The organism is Streptomyces sp. NPDC057253, from assembly GCF_042669125.1.
Lineage (GTDB): Bacteria > Actinomycetota > Actinomycetes > Streptomycetales > Streptomycetaceae > Streptomyces.
On sequence record NZ_JBHUXV010000065.1, the window covers coordinates 26,116 to 45,724 of the forward strand.

General features: G+C 72.5%; 11 protein-coding genes. 4 read left to right on the forward strand and 7 right to left on the reverse strand.

Annotated elements, in window-relative coordinates; translation table 11 throughout:
• Nucleotides 1-48: 48 nt before the first annotated feature.
• Together ACFULQ_RS29860 and ACFULQ_RS29865 are read right to left on the reverse strand one after the other, a co-directional pair.
• Nucleotides 49-1,644, reverse strand: coding sequence for an acyl-CoA carboxylase subunit beta (locus ACFULQ_RS29860; RefSeq protein WP_383549733.1), 1,596 nt, complete (start codon nt 1,642-1,644; stop codon nt 49-51).
• A 151-nt stretch (nt 1,645-1,795) separates the two neighbouring features.
• The gene (locus tag ACFULQ_RS29865) at nt 1,796-4,123 is read right to left on the reverse strand and encodes a polysaccharide lyase 8 family protein (RefSeq protein ID WP_383549736.1); all 2,328 of its coding nucleotides are present in this window, start codon (nt 4,121-4,123) and stop codon (nt 1,796-1,798) included.
• A gap of 135 nt (nt 4,124-4,258) precedes the next feature.
• Between ACFULQ_RS29865 and ACFULQ_RS29870 the strand changes: the two genes are divergently transcribed.
• Nucleotides 4,259-4,813 (forward strand): YceI family protein, encoded by a 555-nt coding sequence (locus tag ACFULQ_RS29870; RefSeq protein ID WP_383549739.1) that lies wholly within the window; start codon nt 4,259-4,261, stop codon nt 4,811-4,813.
• A 16-nt stretch (nt 4,814-4,829) separates the two neighbouring features.
• Here the strand turns inward: ACFULQ_RS29870 and ACFULQ_RS29875 are convergent, their stop codons facing one another.
• On the reverse strand, nt 4,830-8,663 hold the full coding sequence (locus tag ACFULQ_RS29875; RefSeq protein ID WP_383549742.1) for a DNA-binding protein: 3,834 nt from the start codon (nt 8,661-8,663) through the stop codon (nt 4,830-4,832).
• Between the two features lie 252 nt (nt 8,664-8,915).
• On the opposite strand from ACFULQ_RS29875, the gene ACFULQ_RS29880 reads away from it, so the two are divergent.
• Entirely contained in the window at nt 8,916-10,223 is a 1,308-nt protein-coding gene (locus ACFULQ_RS29880; RefSeq protein WP_383549745.1) for a glycosyltransferase 87 family protein, read from the forward strand.
• 143 nt (nt 10,224-10,366) lie between these two features.
• Nucleotides 10,367-11,149 (forward strand): serine protease, encoded by a 783-nt coding sequence (locus ACFULQ_RS29885; protein ID WP_383549748.1) that lies wholly within the window; start codon nt 10,367-10,369, stop codon nt 11,147-11,149.
• Between the two features lie 152 nt (nt 11,150-11,301).
• Here ACFULQ_RS29885 and ACFULQ_RS29890 read toward each other — a convergent pair whose 3' ends face one another.
• Nucleotides 11,302-12,684, reverse strand: a complete 1,383-nt coding sequence (locus tag ACFULQ_RS29890; protein WP_383549750.1) for a hypothetical protein — start codon at nt 12,682-12,684, stop codon at nt 11,302-11,304.
• 92 nt (nt 12,685-12,776) lie between these two features.
• Entirely contained in the window at nt 12,777-15,791 is a 3,015-nt protein-coding gene (locus ACFULQ_RS29895; RefSeq protein WP_383549753.1) for a glycoside hydrolase family 3 N-terminal domain-containing protein, read from the reverse strand.
• Nucleotides 15,792-15,974: 183 nt separating this feature from the next.
• Between ACFULQ_RS29895 and ACFULQ_RS29900 the strand changes: the two genes are divergently transcribed.
• Nucleotides 15,975-16,466, forward strand: a complete 492-nt coding sequence (locus ACFULQ_RS29900; RefSeq protein ID WP_383549755.1) for a hypothetical protein — start codon at nt 15,975-15,977, stop codon at nt 16,464-16,466.
• A 22-nt stretch (nt 16,467-16,488) separates the two neighbouring features.
• On the opposite strand, the gene cimA is transcribed toward ACFULQ_RS29900, so the two are convergent.
• Nucleotides 16,489-18,093 carry a citramalate synthase gene (cimA, locus tag ACFULQ_RS29905; protein WP_383549757.1) on the reverse strand — a complete coding sequence of 535 codons (1,605 nt, stop codon included), beginning with the start codon at nt 18,091-18,093 and terminating at the stop codon, nt 16,489-16,491.
• Between the two features lie 309 nt (nt 18,094-18,402).
• Entirely contained in the window at nt 18,403-19,596 is a 1,194-nt protein-coding gene (locus ACFULQ_RS29910; RefSeq protein WP_383549760.1) for a TolB family protein, read from the reverse strand.
• Nucleotides 19,597-19,609: the final 13 nt, after the last annotated feature.

Here is a 19,609-nt window from a genome sequence, read left to right on the forward strand (position 1 = left end):
TCTCCGTGAGAGAGGTTTCCGCGAGAGTGACGCGGAGGGTCCGCCGGGTTACTGCGGGGGGTTGCCGTGCTTGCGGGAGGGCAGGTCTGCGTGCTTGGACTGGAGCATGGCGAGGGACTTGATCAGGACCTCGCGGGTCTCCGCGGGGTCGATGACGTCGTCGACCAGGCCGCGCTCGGCCGCGTAGTACGGGTGCATGAGCTCGGACTTGTACTCCTTGACCATGCGGGCCCGCATCGCCTCGGAGTCCTCCGCCTCCGCGATCTGGCGGCGGAAGATGACGTTCGCGGCACCCTCGGCGCCCATCACGGCGATCTCGTTGGTGGGCCAGGCGTAGGTGAGGTCGGCGCCGATGGACTGGCTGTCCATGACGATGTAGGCCCCGCCGTAGGCCTTGCGCAGGATCAGGGAGATCCGCGGCACGGTGGCGTTGCAGTAGGCGTAGAGCAGCTTGGCGCCGTGCCGGATGATGCCGCCGTGCTCCTGGTCGACGCCCGGCAGGAAGCCCGGGACGTCCAGGAAGGTGACGATCGGGATGTTGAAGGCGTCGCACATCTGGACGAAGCGCGCGGCCTTCTCCGACGCCTCGATGTCCAGCACACCGGCGAGGGTGGAGGGCTGGTTCGCGACGATGCCGACGACCTGGCCGTCCAGGCGGGCCAGCGCGCAGATGATGTTGCGGGCCCAGCGCTCGTGGACCTCCAGGTAGTCGCCGTCGTCGACGATCTCCTCGATGACCTTGGCCATGTCGTAGGGCCGGTTGCCGTCCGCCGGCACCAGGTCCAGCAGGACGTCACCGCGCCGGTCGGCCGCGTCGGAGGACTCCACCCGCGGCGGGTTCTCCCGGTTGTTCTGCGGGAGCATCGACAGCAGGTAGCGCACCTCGGCGAGGCAGGTCTCCTCGTCGTCGTAGGCGAAGTGGCAGACCCCGGAGGTCTCGGCGTGCACGTCGGCGCCGCCGAGACCGTTCTGGGTGATCTCCTCGCCGGTGACCGCCTTGACGACGTCCGGGCCGGTGATGAACATCTGCGAGGTCTCGCGGACCATGAACACGAAGTCGGTGAGGGCGGGGCTGTAGGCCGCGCCGCCCGCGCACGGGCCCAGCATCACCGAGATCTGCGGGATGACCCCGGAGGCCTTGGTGTTGCGCTGGAAGATGCCGCCGTACCCCGCGAGGGCGCTCACGCCCTCCTGGATCCGGGCGCCCGCGCCGTCGTTCAGGGAGACCAGCGGGGCACCGGCCGCGATGGCCATGTCCATGATCTTGTGGATCTTGGTGGCGTGGGCCTCGCCCAGCGCGCCGCCGAAGATGCGGAAGTCATGGGCGTAGACGAAGACCGTACGGCCCTCCACCGTGCCCCAGCCGGTGATCACACCGTCGGTGTACGGCTTCTTGGCCTCCAGGCCGAACCCGGTCGCCCGGTGCCGGCGCAGCTGCTCGACCTCCTGGAAGGAACCCGGGTCGAGGAGCAGCTCGATGCGCTCCCGTGCGGTCAGCTTGCCCTTGGCGTGCTGCGCCTCGGTCGCCTTCTCGCTGGGGCCGGCCAGGGCCGTCGCACGGATCTCGTGCAGCTCCGCCACTCGCCCGCGCGCGTCCGTCGGCTCGCCCGTCGACTCACTCGGCGCCTCATCCAAAACGGTCATGTAGCGACCTTACGAAGACCCGCAAGGAAAGCGAGCCGTCGACTCCGTACAGTCTCCGGCCCGTTTTCCTGGTGCCACTGAACAGAACCCTGGAGCCATGCAGGCCTTCTGACTGCTCAGGGGGCCTCTCGCTTGTAGGGGTCGTACAAAGTCAGGGGGTGAGAGCCACCTCACACACCTGCGTGGCGCATGCCTCCCCCGGAGTGACGCGCAGCCGCAGCAGACGGCCCGTGGCGAGGACCTCGACCGTGTCGTCGGCCCGGATCACCGAGCGCACCGGCCGATTCCAGACGATCTCCAGGGGTTCACCCGTTCGGGTTGGTTCGGCCACGCAGAGCGTAGCCGTACGGCCCCTGCGGCGGACCAGCACGCTCGCCGGGGCCGACGCGGTGAGCGGTCCCGCCGTGCCGCCCTGCCAGAAGTTCGCGGCGGTCAGGCCGAGTCGGTCGACACGGACCGCCTGGCACGCGCTGTCGTTGGCGAGGACCGACAGCCAGTGGCGGTCGGCGGCCCGGGCGGCGACGGCACTGCGGGCCGCTCCGGGCAGCAGGACGTAGGCGTACGTGGCGTCGACGGGGTCGGTGCCGTGGTCGAGCCAGAGGGTCTGCCAGCGCCGGGTGCGGCGTTCGCTCGTACTGCCGGTGTTGATGTCGGACCAGGCGCCGGTGCGGTCCTCCCGCAGGGCGCGCACCCCGTCCGGGACGAGCCAGCCGCCGTGTCCCTCCAGATGCGCCCAGCCCCGCCCCCGTACGAAGGACTGCGTCCCGCCCTCCCCCAGGTTGCGGTTGTCGACGACCGTCTCGACCGGGACCCCGTCCGTGCAGGTGATCCCGGCGCCGAGGCAGATCACCGCGTCCGCGACGCAGAACCACGACTTGCGGGCCTGGAGCGTCGACCCCAGCCCCTTCAGGTGCTGGCCGATCGCCGCGTACTCGCCGTCGGTGGTGCCGCCGACCCAGCGGACGTCGGGCTTGGGCTCGCCCCATTCGCCGCCGGCCCGGTCGGGAAGGCGGCGGGTGGAGACGGTGGTGCCGGGGAGGCGGTACCAGTCGACGGTGGGCCAGTACCAGTCGGTGTACTGGTCGCTCCGCTCCCCCGCCCACCAGGAGAGCATTCCGGCGCCGGTGTGCCAGCCGCGCGGATTCTCGCCGTTGCCGCACTCGTAGGCGGCGATGCGGTCGCTCGCCATGGCGATGTTCGCGACGAATCCCGGGCGGCGGTGGACGGCCCGGTCCATGGCCGCGAAGAGGCGGTGGCCGACGGGTTCGGGCGCGGCCGGGACGGATGAGGCGGCCACCGCGTGCAGACGGGCGAGGTCGGCGACGTCGAACTGGGGGGAGGTCAGGACGGGTGTGACGGTGTCCCGTTCGATCCAGCCCTTCACCAGGCCGTACCAGCGCTGCCGCTGCTCCGGGCTCGCGCCGCCCGCGAGCAGGGTGACGGCCGCGATGATGCCGTGGCCGTGGAAGTGGTCGCCGCGCGGGACGTGCCGGTCGTCGGTCTTCAGGTAGCCCCGGCTGATGGCACGGCCGTTGACGCTGTCCATCACCAGACCGTCGTGGATCAGCGGGGCGTAGGCGTGCTCGACGCTGTCGAGGACGGTGCGCCGGTTCGGGTCGGTCACCTCCCACTCGGAGCCGGCGAGGAGGGTGAGGAGGCGGCCGAGGCCGTCCAGCAGGACCTGGCCGTAGGTGCCGGAGTAGGCGACCCAGGTGTGCTGCACGAAGGACCCGTCGGCGTAGAGGCCGTCGCCCTTCGTGACGTAGGGGAAGACCGGGGAGAGGGCGTCGCGGGCCAGGGCGATCCGGTCGGGGGCCCGGCCGAGGATGCCGCGCAGGGCGACGGAGCGGCACAGGTCGACGCGGTTGGCGCCGGTGGAGGTGCCGGAGTAGTCGGTGAGCATGGTCTCGGGGATGAAGTGGTCCACGGCGGCACAGGCCGCTTCCCGCCGGGCGTCGGTGAGGTGGTCGTGGAGCGCGGCCGTGATGTCCATCAGGAGCCGGGGGCTGCCGATCTGCCATTCCCACCAGTTGCCGTACCGGGTGGTGGAGGGGTTGTAGACGGTGGCCGAGAGATGGTCGAGGCCGCGCAGGACGTCCGCGAGGAGGCCCTCGTCGCCGGTCGAGCCGGTGCCCTGCCGGCAGTGGGCCTGGGTCATGGTCCACAGGCGGCCGTAGCTCTGGGTGATGCCGGCCGGGGGGTCGAAGGGGGCGTCGGGCCACAGGGAGGTGGGGGTCGGGGCCATGGTGGCGCGGAAGCCGCGGGCGAGGTCGCCGGTCTCGGCGAGGCGGCCGGCGTAGGGCTCGGCCGCCGGGTCGTAGCCGGTACCCAGGGCGATGTCGAGCCAGCGTCGGCGGAGGGTGTCGTAGGGGTCGGCTGCGGCGGCGCGGACGGGCGGGGCGGCGGTGGCCAGGAGCGCCGCCGCGAGTAAGACCGCTCTGCGGGTGGGGCGTAGGGGGGCTCTGCGCTGCGGGTTCATAGGAGGGCATCTACCACCGCCGCGGTGGCCCGCCAACACGTCGCCGGATGATGTTGAAAGGCGCGCGGAATAGGTCTACGGTCCTCTGTGTTGAGTGGTTCAAGATTCAACATCCTCACTTCAAGGAGTTCCGTCATGGCGAACACCGACCTGACCGCACTGACCGGCGACTACACGATCGACCCCTCCCACTCCACGATCGGCTTCACCGTCCGGCACGCGATGGTCACCAACGTCAAGGGCAAGTTCGACGAGTTCAGCGGCTCGCTGCACCTGGACGGCAGCGACCCGTCCGCGTCGACGGCCTCCATCGACGTCAAGATGGACAGCATCGACACCGGGTCGCCGGACCGCGACGGACACCTCAAGAGCGCGGACTTCTTCAAGACCGACGAGTTCCCGACCATGACCTTCCGCTCCACCAAGGCGGAGGCGCTGGGCGACGAGGACTACCGCATCACCGGCGACCTGACGATCCTCGGCACCACCAAGCCGCTCACCATCGACCTCGAGTTCAACGGCGCCGCGAAGGACCCCTTCGGCAACGAGCGCGTGGGCTTCGAGGGCAAGGCCGAGATCAAGCGCTCCGAGTGGGGCCTGACCTGGAACGCCGCCCTGGAGACGGGTGGTGTCCTGGTCTCCGACAAGATCAAGCTGCACTTCGACATCTCCGCGATCAAGAACGCGTGACCCGGTCGCCGCGGGATCAGCAGGTACGCCGGTAGGGGAGATCCGGGAGATACGTCTTCCAGGCGGACTCGGGAAGCCCCGAACCGGCGCGCCGGCAGACCTCGGTGATCAGACGGTGCGGGTTCAGCTCGTACCGCTGCACCGGGACGTGGGTGCCGGAGGCGTGGAGCGAGCCGTCGGCGCCGAACGCGAGGGCGCGGATCTCGTCGCCCGGGGTGGGCAGGGCCGTCCCCAGGAGCGTCTGGGACGCCAGGTCCCACAGCTGGAGACCGCCGGTCGATCCGGCGACGGCGAGTGTCCGTCCGTCGGGGGAGAAGGCGAGCGCGGTCACCGCGCCGGTGGCGTCCGTCGTCGGGTCGGACGTGGTGCCGTCCAGCACGCCGAGGCGGGCCCGCGCGGCACCGTCCCAGAGCGTGACCCGGCCCAGCACGTCCCCCACGGCCAGCCGCGAGCCGTCCGGGCCATAGGCCGCGGCGCTGATCAGGTCCTCGCCGAGCACCCGCGGCTCCATGCGGCCGGCGCGCACATCGGCCACCAGCCCCTCCTGCGTCACCAGGGCCGCCCCGTCGGGCCGCAGGTCGAGGCGCACACCCTCCGCATCGCTGCTCACGGAGTCCGCGACCCGGACGCTGTGGACGGTCTTCACCCGCTTGTGAGCAGCCACGTCCCACACCTCGACGGCGGGCCGGTCCATGGACCGGTACACCAGCAGGGTGCGGCCGTGGGTGTCGAGGGCGAGGCCGTCCACGGCGAGCGAGCCGTCGTGGGCGGCGCCGATGTCCACGGTGGCGAGGGCGCGACGGGCCCTGAGGTCCCACACCGTGATCCGGGTCCGGTCCGGTGTCGTGCCCTCCGCGCGGTGGTAGGGGTTGAGGGCGGTCGCCAGGTATCCGCCGTCACCGCTGAGCGCCATCAGGTCGGCACAGGACTCCGCGCCGGGGCACGGCCGGACCGGCGGCTCGAAGACCACGCGTCCCGCGCCGCCCTCGCGGGTGTCCAGCACCTGCACCCGCCGCTCGCCACCCGTCTGCACGGAGCGGGCCAGGACCCGGCCGTCGTCGGAGAGTTCGGCCCGGTACGCCGTGGACTCCCGCCAGGGTGCCGCCGCGGCGGTGCCGAGGGCCAGTGAGCGTACGACGGTCGCGGAGCCTCCGAGATAGCGCACCGCTCCCGCGGCCCGGTCGTAGGCGATGTCGTCCCACTCGTCCGCGACGATCCGCCGGCTCAGCACGGGCACCTGCGGATGCGCGGCCCGCAGCACCACGAGCCGGTGGGGGCCGGTGGCCACGAGGAAGGTGCCGTCCCCGCCGGGCCACACCTGGGTCAGCCCCTCGCCCGGGAAGGACGGTGTCGCGCGTCCGGTGCGCAGCTCCCAGCCGTGGATCCCGTCGGCGGCGGCGACGGTGAGCGCGCGACTGTCCGAGGTGAACGCGAGCGCGTGGTCACGGCAGTCGGCGACCCGCGCCTTCGCCTGCCACGCGGCCGAGATCTTCCGCCGGTGCGTGACGTCCCAGAGCTCCACGGCGTGGCCGTCGCCCGTGCACAGGGCGAGCCACCGGCCGTCCGGGCTGGCGGCGACACCGCTCACGCCCCCGGCCGGCTCGGGGAGTCGCAGCGTGGAGCGTCCGCTGCGCGGGTCGAAGGCGTGCACGCTGCCGTCGTCCCAGTCGACGGCGACCATGGCGCGTGCGGTGTAGGCGAAGGGAGTCTGCATCGCGTCGACGCCGGGGAGGGTCCTGGTGACCCGACCGGTCCGTACGTCCCACAGCTCGACGCGGTCCCCGGCCAGCAGCGCGAGCGTGCGGCCGTCCGGGGCCACGGCGGCCGGGACGCCGTCCATCAGCTTGCCGGGGCCCGGCGCGGAGAGGGTGAGCCGCCGGGTGCGCAGGTCCCAGATCCGGACCCGGTCCGCGGTGACGGAGACCACGGACCTGCCGTCCGATGTCAGTTGGTGCACGTCGTTGCCGGAGCCGTCGAAACCGGCGTCCGCGCCCGGCACCGCGAACACGTCCTCGTCCCGCTGGGCCATCGCCCCGATCAGCGCCGACCGGGTCTCCGTCGTGTCCGCGAGCCGCGCGGCGGCGACGCTCAGCCGCATCGCGGTGCGCGGGTCGGAGAACCGCATGCCGTCCGCGACGGCGGCGACCCGCCGGGCCTCGGACTCCACCTGACGGCGATCGCTGGTGCGGCTCTGCTGCCAGGCCGCGGCCCCGGCGACCAGCGCGAGCACGAGCAGGGCGGCAAGGGCCCCGACGAGTCCCCGGCGCCGGCGGCGCTCACCCCGGCGCGCGGCACTGCTCGCCGTCAGGAACGCCCGCTCCGGTGCGGTGAGCGTGGCCCCGGCCAGCTGTTCCTCCGCCGTCGCGAGCCGGGTGCCGCGGTACAGGGCGCCCGGGTCCCGGCCGAGGTCGTCCCAGGTCCGGGCCGCCTCGGTCAACCGGCGGTGCACCCGCAGCTGTTCGCGCTCCTGCTCGATCCAGCCGGACAGCCGGGGCCAGGCGGTGATCAGCGCCTCGTGCGCGAGATCGACGGTCCCGTGGTCGAGGGTCACGAGACGGGCGCGCACGAGACGGTCCAGGACGTGGGAGACGTCGGGGGCCGGGGCGGGCGCATGCTCCGTGGGGCCCGTGAAGTCGGGTTGCCTGCGGCCGAGTTCCGTGAAGTCGGGTTGCCTGCGGCCGAGTTCCGTGAAGTCGAGTTCCGAGCGGTCGATCGGGCGGCGGGTGTCCTGGGAGCCCTCGCCGGGGGTGATGAGCCGCAGGAGGACGAGCCGGGTGAGGTCCGCGAGGTCCGGGGAGAGGTCCGCCCAGACCTCCTCCGCGCTCTGGGCGATGGCCCCGTGGACGCCGCCCGCGGCCTCGTACGCCTCCTCGGTCAGCGCCCGGCCGCGGCGGCGGCGCCAGGTCTCGCGCAGGACGTGCGAGAGCAGCGGGAGTCCGCCGGGCTCGTCGGCGATCTCCTCGACCAGGCGGGCGGTGAGGGCCCGTTCGACGATGTACCCGGCGCTCTGTGCCGGCTTGACGATCACCTCGCGCAGCTCGGCCGGGTCCATCGGGCCGACCAGCAGACCGGCCTCGCCCAACGCGTCCGCCAGAGCGCGGTGTTCGGCGCAGCGGCCGTAGAAGTCGGCCCGTACGGCGATGACGACCCGCAGTCCGCTTCCCGGCTCCCGGGCGGCGAGCAGCAGGTCGAGGAAGGCGCGGCGCTCCTCGGGGTCCCGGCAGAGGGTGAAGACCTCCTCGAACTGGTCGACGACGACGAGGGTGTCGCCCACCCCGGCCTTCGTCACCGGTCCGAGCGCCGCGGCGTGGGTGCGGGCCGGGTGGGCGCCCGGGGTGAGGACACGGATCGCGGCGAGTTCGCGCTCGGCGCGCAGGGCGGGTATCAGTCCGGCCCGCAGGAGTGAGGACTTGCCGCTGCCGGAGGGGCCGAAGACCGCGGTGAAGCGCCGGTCGCGGACCAGCTGCCGCAAGGCCGTGACGAGTCGGTCGCGGCCGAAGTACCGGTCGTGGTCGTCGGGTTCGAAGCGGGCCAGGCCCTGGTAGGGCGGGTCCGTGTCGTCGTCCTGGTCGGCGGCGGCCTCGCGGACCTCCCGCTCGGCCTCCTTCCAGCGCCGCTCCCACTCCCCCGCGTCGCCCCCGCAGGCCGTGGCGTAGGCCAGGGTCACCTGGAGCGAGGGCAGGTGCTCGCCGGCCGCGGCCTGGGAGAGCGCGGTCACGGAGAAGTGGGCGCGGCGGGCGAGTTCGCGGTAGGTGGGGCCGCCGGCCTCCTGACGGAGCTTGCGCAGGTCGTACGCGAACCTCGGCACCGGTCCCGCGGCCGGATCGACCGGGGTCTCCCGACGGCCCATGTGCGCTCGTCTCCCCCGTGTCCGCCCACGCCCCCTGACGTGGCCGCCTGTACGCCGCGGCCACCCTAAGGAACCGTCCGGACCGCCCGCAAGGTTCCCGGGCGCCCCCCACCAGGCACTTTCGTTTTGTTCAGGGTGGCGTGCGGTGGCTGCTGAACAACGCGCGGCCCGCTGGACTCGTGGTCACGGGCCTTGTTCCGGGGGCCGTACCGCAGCGTGCGGTCCCTGCGCACAGACGCCACGAGAGGCGACATGACCATCACGAAGACGGCGGCGACGCCGGCCTCGCGCCCTGCCCGAGGTGTCCTCACGGGGGTGGGACACCTCGGGCAGACCTCCCCGCCCGTAGCTGCGGCCGGGCGACGGGCCCTTCTCGCTCGCCGGACGTGGGCCTACTGGCTGGGCTGCGCGGTCTTCGCCCTGATCCTGGCGACGACGACGGGACTGGGCCCGCACCGGATGTGGGGCGCCTGCGCGACGGTGGGCTACGGCACGGCGGCGACGCTCGCCGTACGGAACTCGCCGGGCTGGAGGCGGGCCGCGGCCTGGGCGGCGCTGCTCGGCGCGGTTCTGGTGCCGCTGGGGGTGCTCGTCGTCTCGGGTGCGGCGCAGTCGGAGGTCGGGGTCGTGGAACGCTCGGGGGCGCTGCTGCTGCACTCCGGCAGCCCTTATCTCCCGCACCCCGTCCACACGGTGGACTACGACCCGTACCTGCCCGGCATGGCGCTCTTCGGCGTCCCCCGCGCGCTCTTCGGGGACGGTCCGCTCACCGATGCCCGCGTCTGGTTCTGCCTCGCCTTCGTGGCCTGCATGTGCTTCGCGGGGCGGCGGCCCGCCGGGGACGCCGTACGGTGGCGTCTCGCCGCGGGCTCCGGCCCCGCCCCGGTGCATTCCGTCCTGCTGCTCGCCGCCTTCCCCGCGGTGGCCCTGCCGCTGGCCGTCGGCGGGGTGGATCTGCCGGTGGTCGGGCTGATGTGCCTGGGGCTGGCGCTGGCGGGCCGGGGCGGCTCGGGCACGGCGGCCGGGGTGGCGATGGGCGCGGCGGCCGCGCTGAAGTGGACGGCCTGGCCGCTGCTGCCGGTGGGGCTGGTGCTGCTCGCGGTCACCGCGGGCCGCGGCCCGGCGCTGCGGGCGGCGGTGGCCGCGCTGTCGGTCGCGGCCGCGGCGGTCGTGCCGGTCGCCCTCGCCGACCCGCATGCCTTCGTCGAGCACGTGGTGCTCTTCCCGCTGGGCGAGGGCGGCGTCCGCTCACCGGCGACCAGCCCGCTGCCGGGCCGTCTGCTGGCCGTGTACACCCCGGACGGCACCGCGCTGGCGACGGCGGGACTCGTCGCCGCCGCCGTGGGGGTGACGGTGTCGCTGCTGATACGGCCACCCCGGACCGTCCGCGCGGCGGCGAACCGGCTGGCCGTGGGCCTGACCCTCGCCATCTGCCTCCTCCCGGCAACCCGCTTCGGCTACCTCGTCCTGCCCTTGGTCCTCGCGGGCTGGTTCCGGTACACGGCGCTGGGTCCGGCACACGGCGAAGACCGGTGGCTCGACGCGGAGGCGCTTGGCTGAATCGCGCCCCTTGTGCGTGAGTTCACAGGATTCTCATAATCCATCAGCAGATTTGACCGGCCCATGTCAGAAATTGGGCATCGCTTTGCTGCCCAGATTTGGCATGAGCTCGTCATGCCACCCCCCACCTGGAAGGCATCACGGTGAAGAAACTCGTCACGGCTCTCAAGAGATGTCTGGCGGTCGGAGCCGCCGCGCTCGCGATCGCCAGTCTCCAGCCCGTCTCGGCCGCGCAGGCCGCCCCCTCGCCCGTGGTCGGCGGTACCCGCGCCGCGCAGGGCGAGTTCCCGTTCATGGTCCGGCTCTCCATGGGCTGCGGCGGAGCCCTGTACACCCAGCAGATCGTGCTGACCGCCGCGCACTGCGTGAACGGCACCGGCGCCAACACCAGCATCACCGCCACCGCCGGTGTCGTGGACCTCCAGTCCACCAGCGGCCGGGTCCAGGTCAGGTCGACGTACGTCTACCAGGCCCCGGGCTACAACGGCGACGGCAAGGACTGGGCCCTCATCAAGCTCGCCCAGCCCATCAACCTGCCGACGCTGAACATCGCCACCACCACGCAGTACAACACCGGCACCTTCACCGTCGCCGGCTGGGGCGCGGCCACGCAGGGCGGTGCCCAGCAGCGGTACCTGCTCAAGGCGACCGTGCCGTTCGTCAGCGACGCCACGTGCCGGTCCTACAGCGGGTACAGCGGGCTCATCGCGAGCGAGGAGATCTGCGCGGGGTACGCGGCCGGTGGGGTGGACACCTGTCAGGGGGACTCCGGCGGGCCGATGTTCCGGCGGGACGCGAACAACGCGTGGATCCAGGTCGGGATCGTGAGCTGGGGGATCGGCTGTGCTCGGCCGAACGCGCCCGGGGTCTACACCGAGGTGTCCACGTTCGCCTCGGCGATCGCCTCCGCGGCGGCGTCGCTGTGAGGTGACGGGGTTCTCGTACGGCGGTCCGCGGGTCCGGTGCGTGGTGTGCCGGGCCTGCGGGTTTCGCCCCCGCCGCCCCTACCCGTCCCGTCCCGTCCTCCAGGGGGCGCCGCCCCCGGGCCCCCGCTCCTCAAACGCCGGAGGGGCTGAAATCAGAAGCCGCCACCGCCGAAATCCCCGCCCCCGCCGAAGTCCCCGCCACCCCCGAAGTCCCCTCCCCCGAAGCCTCCGAAGTCCCCCGTGTCGAAGTCCGAGCCGGAGAGGTCGCCGCCCTCGTAGCCGCCGCCGAAGTCGCCGTAGCCGGAGCCGTAGTCGGCCGCGTAGGCCGGGGTGGCCATCATGGAGCCGAGGACCGTGCCGAAGAGCAGGCCGGGGAGGATGCCGCCGCCGAAGTAGCCGCCCGCCCAGGGGCCGTAGGCCGGGCCCGCGTCCCAGTACGGGCGGCGGCCCCGGTCGGTGTCGACCTCGCGCATCACCGGGTCGCGGCCGTCGGCCAGGCGCGTCGCGTCGGCCGCGCAGACCGGCACCTCGCGCGCGGCGCCGCCCGGCGGTGTCCACGTGGCGTCGGTGACGGAGGGACCGTGGCGGGGGTCGAAGAAGCAGGGCACCCTGCGCTCGGGCAGCGGACGGCCCTCGCGGCGGGCGGCTAGCTGGGCCAGCGAGAAGCGGCCGTCCTCCAGGGCCTGGGTGACCGCCCGCACGTCCTCGGGTCGCGCGGCCGCCGCCATGAGCGACTTCGCCTGCTCGTAGGCGTCCAGCGCCCGTTCGTAGTCGGCGCGCATCGCGTCGTCGGCGCCCGCCTCGGCCGGGTGGAAGTCCAGGCGGTCCAGTTCCTCGCCGAACGCCGTGATGTCCTCGTCCACCACCACGCTCAGCTTCTCCAGCGCGGCCCGCTGCTCCTCGGCGTGCCGGCGCCGGTTGCGGCGCACCAGCGTGTACGCGCCGGCGCCGCCCGCCACCAGGACCGCGCCGACGGTGATGAGCGCGGCGCTGGACACCCCGCCGCCGTCGTCCTGCGCGGATCCCCAGGTCGACGGGGCCGAACCGCCCATGTTGGTGAGCGCGGCGGCGGTGAAGTCGGTCAGCTGGGTACGGGTGTCCTCGCCCTTGACGGTGGTCACCAGGTTGCGTACGGCCGCGTTCGGCAGGACCACGGAGTCGGCCCGGGCGTCGAAGGCGTCGCCCAGGCGGACCGCGTACAGGCCGGTGATGCCGGTCGCCGTGCGCAGCTTGGTGAAGAGGTCCTGCTTCGGGTAGTCGGCGGGCAGCACCGCGACGAACAGCGGCCGGTCCGCCTTGGCGATCCGGTCCGCCAGGGCGTCCGCGTCCTTGGCGGACAGCTGGGCCGCGGCGGCCGGATCGACGTAGACGGGGTTCTTGCGGAGGGCCTGGCCGATCTCCGAGACACTGGTGACGGACGGGGCCGAGGCCGAGGGGGCGGCCGTCGACAGGACGGCCAGGGCCGCCACCACCAGGGTGAGGAGCAGCCCCGGGAGGCTTCGGGCCCGTACTGCGGCCTGCGCGCTGGCCTTCATACTTCGACGCTACCCGAAGCCTCCCGAAAGAGACCTCCGCGAAGGGACCCGCCGCCCGGACCGCGGGTCCCTTCCTCTCCGGCCGCCTCCTCTCAGGCCGCCCGGTACGCCTGCGTCAGCTTCGCCACCGCCTCCGCGTAACGTCCGGTCAGCAGCAGGTGCTCGGCGTCGGCGAAGGGCCCCGCCACCGCGGCCGTCATCCGCCGCTCCGCCCTCTGCTGGACGATCAGCCGGGCCTCGGCGACCAGCGCCCGGCCCGTCCCGTCGGCCCCGGCCCGCTCGGCCGCCCGCGCCGCTGCCCCGAGCGCCTTCAGCGTGCTCTCCCCGCCCCGCGGGACCTGGGTGAGCGTGGTCAGGCCCCAGCCGTACGGGAACTCAGGGTCGTACGACGGGTCGCCGACGTTGATCGGCAGCTGGGCCTGCGACCTGGGCCAGGTGACGGGCAGCCGGCCGGTGAAGGGCCGCCTGCCGTACAGGACGTCAGCGACGCCGTCGCCCTCGGTGCCCGGCAGCCAGGAGGCGACCAGGGCGTCGATGTCGCCGAGCAGGTCGCCGACGAGCTGCGGCCGGCCGGAGACGATCAGCACCGCGCACCTCATCGCCGCGCACACCTTGTCGACAGCGGCCCGGTCGGCGGCGGACAGCGCGAGGTCGTGGCCGTTGCCCACGTCCCCGACGCCCTCGGCGTACGGGGTCTCGCCGACGACGACCACGCCGACGTCGTAGCCGCTCAGCGGGGCGGAGGCGTCCTTGGAGTACGTCAGGGAAGGGGAGTTCGCGCGCATCGCCTCCAGGACGGTCGTGCCGGGGGTGATGTCGCCGGACGAGCCCTGCCAGGTGACGGTCCAGCCGCCGGACTGGTTGCCGATGTCGTCGGCGTTGGACCCGGCGACGTACACCTTCTGGGACTTCTTCAGCGGCAGCACGTTCCCCGAGTTCTTCAGCAGCACCTGCGACGCGGCCGCCGCCTCGCGCGCCACGGCCCGGTGCCCGGCGGAACCGATCTTCGAGGCGCCGCTGGTGTCGGCGTACGGCTTCTCGAAGAGGCCGAGGCGGAACTTCTGCGTGAGGATGCGGGAGACGGCGTCGTCGATCCGCTGCTCGCCGACCCGCCCGGCCCGCACCTCCGCGACGAGCGCGGTGTGGAAGTCCTTGTAGCTGTAGGGCGCCATGACCATGTCGACGCCGGCGTTGACCGAGGTCCGGACGTCCGAGGCGTAGTCGCCGGGGATCTGGTCGATGCCGTTCCAGTCGCTGATGACGAAGCCGTCGAAGCCCAGCCTCTGTTTCAGGACTGAGTTGATCATGTCGGCCCGGGCGTGCATCTTGACCGGGCCGAGGCCGTCGCCGACGACGTCGAGCGAGGAGTACGACGGCATGACCGTGCCGACGCCACGCTCCACGGCCTCCTGGTACGGGGCGAGATGGACGGCTTCGAGCTGCTGCCGGGTGACCGTCGTGACGCCCTGGTCGATGGTGTACGTCCCCGTCGTGGAGGAGCCGTAGGCGGTGCCGCCGTCGCCGACGAAGTGCTTGGCGGTGGCGAGGACCTTGTCGTTGCGGTCGAGATCCGTGCCGTTCCTGGCGCCCTGGAGGCCCTGGATGACCGTCTCCAGGGACTCGACGAGGGCCGGGTCCTCGCCGAAGGACTCGTAGGAGCGGCCCCAGCGTTCGTCGCGGGTGACGCACAGACAGGGCGCGAAGTCCCAGGGGACGCCGGTGGCGCGGACCTCGGCGGCGGTGACGGCCCCTGTCCGCTGGACGAGTCGGGGATCCCGGGTGGCGCCCAGACCGATGTTGTGGGGCATCACGGTGGCGCCGACCAGGTTGTTGTGACCGTGGACCGCGTCGACGCCGTAGATGAGCGGGATCTGGAACCGTGTGGCCCGCGTCCGCAGCTGGAAGGAGTCGATCATCCTCGCCCAGGCCTCGGGGGTGTTGGGCGTGGGGGTCGAGCCACCGCCGGAGAGCAGCGAGCCGAGATCCTGGGCGGTGACGTCGGCGCCGGTCCCGACGGCTCCGCGCTCGGCCTGGGTCATCTGGCCGGCCTTCTCCTCGAGGCTCATCCGGGACAGGAGGTCGGCGACGCGCTTCTTCACGGGGAGTCTGCTGTTCAGATACGGCAGCCCGTGCGCGTCGATGACGACCTGCGGGGTCTCGGCGGGGGCCTTGGCGCCGGTGACGGTGAGCTTGACGGGGATGGTCTCGGCGGACTCCGCGCCCTTGTCCCCGAGGGTCGGCACCTGGATGGTCCGGGTGGCGCCGGAGGCCGTGCCGGCCGGGAAGGTGAGGGTGCCGGAGACGGGGGTGTAGTCCTTGCCGGGAGTGGCGGTGCCGCCGGCCGTCTCGTAGGCGACGGTCACGGGCTCGTCGAGGGGGGCGGAACCGGTGGTGGCGACGGTGACCTCGATCTGTGCGGTCCCGCCCTCCCGCACCGGACGGACGGCGGAGTCGGTGGTCACGCTCGCGCGCAGGGACTGGTCGGCCCTGCCGTACAACTCGACGCCGTCCATGGCGAATCGGCCGGGTGCGCCGACGGGGAGGGTGACGGCGTAGCCCCAGGTCTCGGTGAGCCCGAGGACGTGGTCGATGCCGCCGACGGGCTGGTAGTCGGTGCGGTACACGAAGTCGGTGAAGGGGATCTCGATCCGCTTCCAGCCGGTGAAGTCGTCGACGAAGGAGGTCGTCCACAGCTCGGAGGCCTCGCCGTCGGCGCCGCCGTCCTTGAGCTCGAAGGCCGTCGTCCTGCCGTTGTTCTGGCCGTCCCACCAGAAGCGGATGCCCTTGCGGGCGGACCAGTCGTGGGCGGGCTCGGCGAAGGCGAAGTCGTGGGTGAAGCCGCCGTAGCCGCTGATGTCGTAGGTGCCGGCGAGGACCTTGTCGCCCTCGGGAGCGTCCGGCCGGGCGGTGAACTGGAGGGCGGGCCGGTCGTCGTTGTCGCTGCCCCAGGTGAAGAGGCCGCCCGCGGGCGGGTCGGCGAAGGGGACCTCGCCCTCGAAGCGGTCGACGGGGATCGGCGGCGGATCGTCGGCGGCGGCGCGGGCGACCGCCATGGGCAGCAGGGAGGTGAGCAACGCGGCGGAGACGAGCAGGGCGGTTCTTCGCATGGACCTTCCCTCGACTCTCAGGTGTTCACACAGGACTTACCTCACGGCGTGAGTGAACTGAGGCCACGCAGGTCCGTCAAGACACCGCGTCAGCCATTGGGTGCCGGAAGCGTTGCGGGACCGCGATGCGATCGGTGCGCAACGGTGGTCGTACGGCGGCACGGCCGCTGGTGTGCTGGACCGATGAGACGGGGATGGGCAGCGGTGGCCGGTGCGGTCGCCGCCATGGGGCTGTTGAGCGGGTGCGGTGCGGAGGACCTGCCGCTGGTCGCGGTGCGGGTCGATGACGCGGGGGCCGTGGAGGTCCTGCTGCGGCCGTGCGGGGACGATCTGGTGCGGGGGCCGTCCCTGGACGGCATGCCTTCCGGTCAGGAGGACTCCGAGCGGAGCGTGTCCGGCTGGGAGGCCCGGGGCAGCCGGCGACTCGTCGACGCCGGGTTTCCGCTGTTCTCCCCGCCGGCCGACTGGCATGTCCTCCCGGTCGGCGAGCAGCGGCTGTTGCCCGGCCACACGTACCAACTCGCGTTCGGCAAGGACGAGTTCAACTACGAGTACACCGGCATCGTCACCTTCACGGCCGCCGACCTCGCCGCACTGAAACCCCGTCAGGTCTGGGCCGACGGGCGGGCGATGAGCCTCGGCGAGTTCGAGAAGCTCGCCGAGGACTCGTGCTGAATCGACTGCCGAACCGACGGAGTTACTCCGCCGGCTCCACCCCGGCCCGCAGCAGGCCGTACGTGTAGGCATCCTCCAGCGCCTGCCAGGACGCGGCGATCACGTTCTCCGCGACGCCCACCGTCGACCACTCGCCCGAGCCGTCGGACGTGGAGATGAGGACGCGGGTCGTGGACTGGGTGCCGTGCACGCCCTCCAGGATGCGGACTTTGTAGTCGACGAGGTCGAGCTTGGCGAGCTGCGGGTAGATCTTCTCCAGGGCCACGCGCAGGGCGCGGTCGAGGGCGTTGACCGGGCCGTTGCCCTCCGCCGTGGCCACGATCCGCTCGCCCTTGGCGAAGAGCTTCACCGTGGCCTCGTTGGCGTGGGTGCCGTCGGGGCGGTCCTCGACGATCGCGCGCCAGGACTCGACGGCGAAGTACTTCAGCGGCTTGCCCTGGACCTCGGCGCGCAGCAGCAGTTCGAAGGAGGCGTCGGCCGCCTCGTACGTGTAGCCCTTGAGCTCGCGCTCCTTGACCCGCTCCACCACCCGGCCGACCAGCTCGCGGTCGCCGCCGAGGTCGACGCCGAGTTCCTTGCCCTTGAGCTCGATCGAGGCGCGGCCCGCCATGTCGGAGACCAGCATCCGCATGGTGTTGCCGACCTGCTCGGGGTCGATGTGCTGGTAGAGGTCGGGGTCGACCTTGATCGCGGAGGCGTGCAGGCCCGCCTTGTGGGCGAAGGCCGAGACGCCGACGTAGGGCTGGTGGGTGGAGGGGGTCAGGTTCACGACCTCGGCGATGGCGTGCGAGATCCTCGTCATCTCGCGGAGCCTGCCGTCGGGGAGGACCTTCTTGCCGTACTTCAGCTCCAGGGCCGCGACCACCGGGAAGAGGTTGGCGTTGCCGACCCGCTCGCCGTAGCCGTTGGCCGTGCACTGGACGTGGGTGGCGCCCGCGTCGACCGCGGCGAGGGTGTTGGCGACCGCGCAGCCCGTGTCGTCCTGGGCGTGGATGCCGAGGCGGGCGCCGGTGTCGGCGAGGACCGTGGCGACGACCGCCTGGACCTGGGCCGGGAGCATGCCGCCGTTGGTGTCGCAGAGGATCACGACGGACGCGCCGGCCTCCGAGGCGGCCCGTACGACGGCCTTCGCGTACTCGGGGTTCGCGCGGTAGCCGTCGAAGAAGTGCTCGCAGTCCACGAAGACGCGGCGGCCCTCGGCCGTCAGGAAGGACACCGTGTCCCGGACCATCTCCAGGTTCTCGTCCAGGGTGGTCCTGAGCGCGAGCTCCACGTGCCGGTCGTGGGACTTGGCGACCAGGGTGATCACCTCGGCGCCCGAGTCCAGCAACGCCCTGACCTGCGGGTCCTCGGAGGCCTTCGCCCCGGCCCGGCGGGTCGCGCCGAAGGCGACCAGCTGGGCGTGCCTGAAGTCGATCTCCTGACGGGCCCGGGCGAAGAACTCGGTGTCCCGCGGGTTGGCGCCGGGCCAGCCGCCCTCGATGAAGCCCACGCCGAAGTCGTCCAGGTGCCGTGCGATGGCCAGCTTGTCCGCGACAGTGAGGTTGATGCCCTCCCGCTGGGCGCCGTCGCGCAGGGTGGTGTCGAAGACGTGGAACTGATCGTCGAGCTCGCTGGTTGCGGTCATGGTCTGAAGGCTCCTGAGGATTGGATCTCGGTCGTACCGGAATGACCGGCTCCACCGCCCCACATACTCCCTCGCGCTCTCGCCTCCGGCTGCGGGTGGGCCAGAAAAAGCGAAAAACCCCTCGCGGGTGCGAGAGGTCTGCGCGCGGGTCGAGGACGACGGTGTCCACCCGTACCTGGTCGTACGTGGTGGTCACTGCGGACCGGCGCGCCTGCTGCCAATAATCATGGCGAACGAGAGCACGGGGGCAGTCTGGCACAGACCGCCCCCGTGCTCACCCTCCGTCTCAGGATGCGAACACTGTGCTGGTCATCGCAGGTGTCGTACGAACACGTCCCGCTCGTCGTTGGTGTCCCCGCCCGGGATCAGGGTCCCGTCCCAGGAGACGAACGCCACGCGTCGGCCTCCGTCGGCGATGCCCCCCGGCTCGACCTGGGCCGATACCGGATCGCCGGACGGGCCCGGGGCGACCAGGACCGTCGTCCCCTTCTTCAGGTCCCGCAGGTGGACCGGGTTGCGGGTGCCGCCGGGCAGGCCGTCGACCCGGCCCGTGAAGGTGACGTACCGGCCGTCCGCGCTGACGGCCGGGTCCCGGGTGTAGACGTGGGCGGGGGCGTCACCGGGGGCCTGGAGGCGCTGGTTGGCGCCCGTGGCGACGGTGTGCACGAACACGTTCCAACTGCCGTCGGTGTCGCCGGGCACCAGGTGGGTGTCCGCCGACTCGAAGACGACCGTACGGCCGTCGCCGCTGATGGACGGCTCCAGCGACTCCCGCTGGGTCCCCGAGCCGTCGAAGGAACGGTCGATCTGGGTGTACGCGCGCGTGGTGCGGTCGTACATCCAGATGTCGCCCCAGTCGTCGCCGCGCGGGCCGTTGCTGTAGTTGTACTGGTAGACGATCCGCCGCCCGTCGTCGCTGACCGTCGGCGAGCCGGCCGCGCGGGGTTCCCAGGTCGGTTTCGGTTGGCTGATCCGCTCGGTGGTGCCGGCGATCCGGTCGCGCAGGAAGACGACCGGGCCCGCGCCGGTCTCCTGGAGGGTGAAGACGGCGTAGCGGGCGTTCGGACTGATGGAGACCTCGCCGATCAGCCCCTCGTACCCCTCGGGGATCTCGATGCCGAACTTCTCCTCCTTGCCCGTGCGCGGGTCGTTGAGCACGACGTCGTCGGCCCAGGTGTAGGCATAGCGCCCGTCGTTCAGGACCGCCACGACACCGCCGAACCCGGAGAACCTGACCTTCCCGGTGCGCAGGTCGCGGATGTACATCCCGCCGTGCGCCACGGCCGGGTCCAGGTTCTCGGCCTCAGAAGTGAAGAACACGTAGCGGCCGTTGCGGCTGATGACGGCGTTGTGGGAAGCACCGCCTCCCGCCCTGCCCTCCGGTGTCACGCTGACCGGCTCGGTGTACGGGCCCGTGGGCCCGGCGCTCGCGGCCGGCGCGCTGAGCGCCGCGACGGCGAGGGCCGCGACGGCGATCCCCACCAGGTGCTTCTTGCTGTGCATGGTTGTTCCCCCG

Coding starts and splice junctions, on each gene's coding strand:
- ACFULQ_RS29880 (WP_383549745.1), top strand. CDS start 8,916: ATGACCATCACGAAGACGGCGGCGACGCCGGCCTCGCGCCCTGCCCGA.
- ACFULQ_RS29900 (WP_383549755.1), top strand. CDS start 15,975: ATGAGACGGGGATGGGCAGCGGTGGCCGGTGCGGTCGCCGCCATGGGG.
- cimA (WP_383549757.1), bottom strand. CDS start 18,093: ATGACCGCAACCAGCGAGCTCGACGATCAGTTCCACGTCTTCGACACC.
- ACFULQ_RS29895 (WP_383549753.1), bottom strand. CDS start 15,791: ATGCGAAGAACCGCCCTGCTCGTCTCCGCCGCGTTGCTCACCTCCCTG.
- ACFULQ_RS29910 (WP_383549760.1), bottom strand. CDS start 19,596: ATGCACAGCAAGAAGCACCTGGTGGGGATCGCCGTCGCGGCCCTCGCC.
- ACFULQ_RS29875 (WP_383549742.1), bottom strand. CDS start 8,663: ATGGGCCGTCGGGAGACCCCGGTCGATCCGGCCGCGGGACCGGTGCCG.
- ACFULQ_RS29865 (WP_383549736.1), bottom strand. CDS start 4,123: ATGAACCCGCAGCGCAGAGCCCCCCTACGCCCCACCCGCAGAGCGGTC.
- ACFULQ_RS29860 (WP_383549733.1), bottom strand. CDS start 1,644: ATGACCGTTTTGGATGAGGCGCCGAGTGAGTCGACGGGCGAGCCGACG.
- ACFULQ_RS29890 (WP_383549750.1), bottom strand. CDS start 12,684: ATGAAGGCCAGCGCGCAGGCCGCAGTACGGGCCCGAAGCCTCCCGGGG.
- ACFULQ_RS29870 (WP_383549739.1), top strand. CDS start 4,259: ATGGCGAACACCGACCTGACCGCACTGACCGGCGACTACACGATCGAC.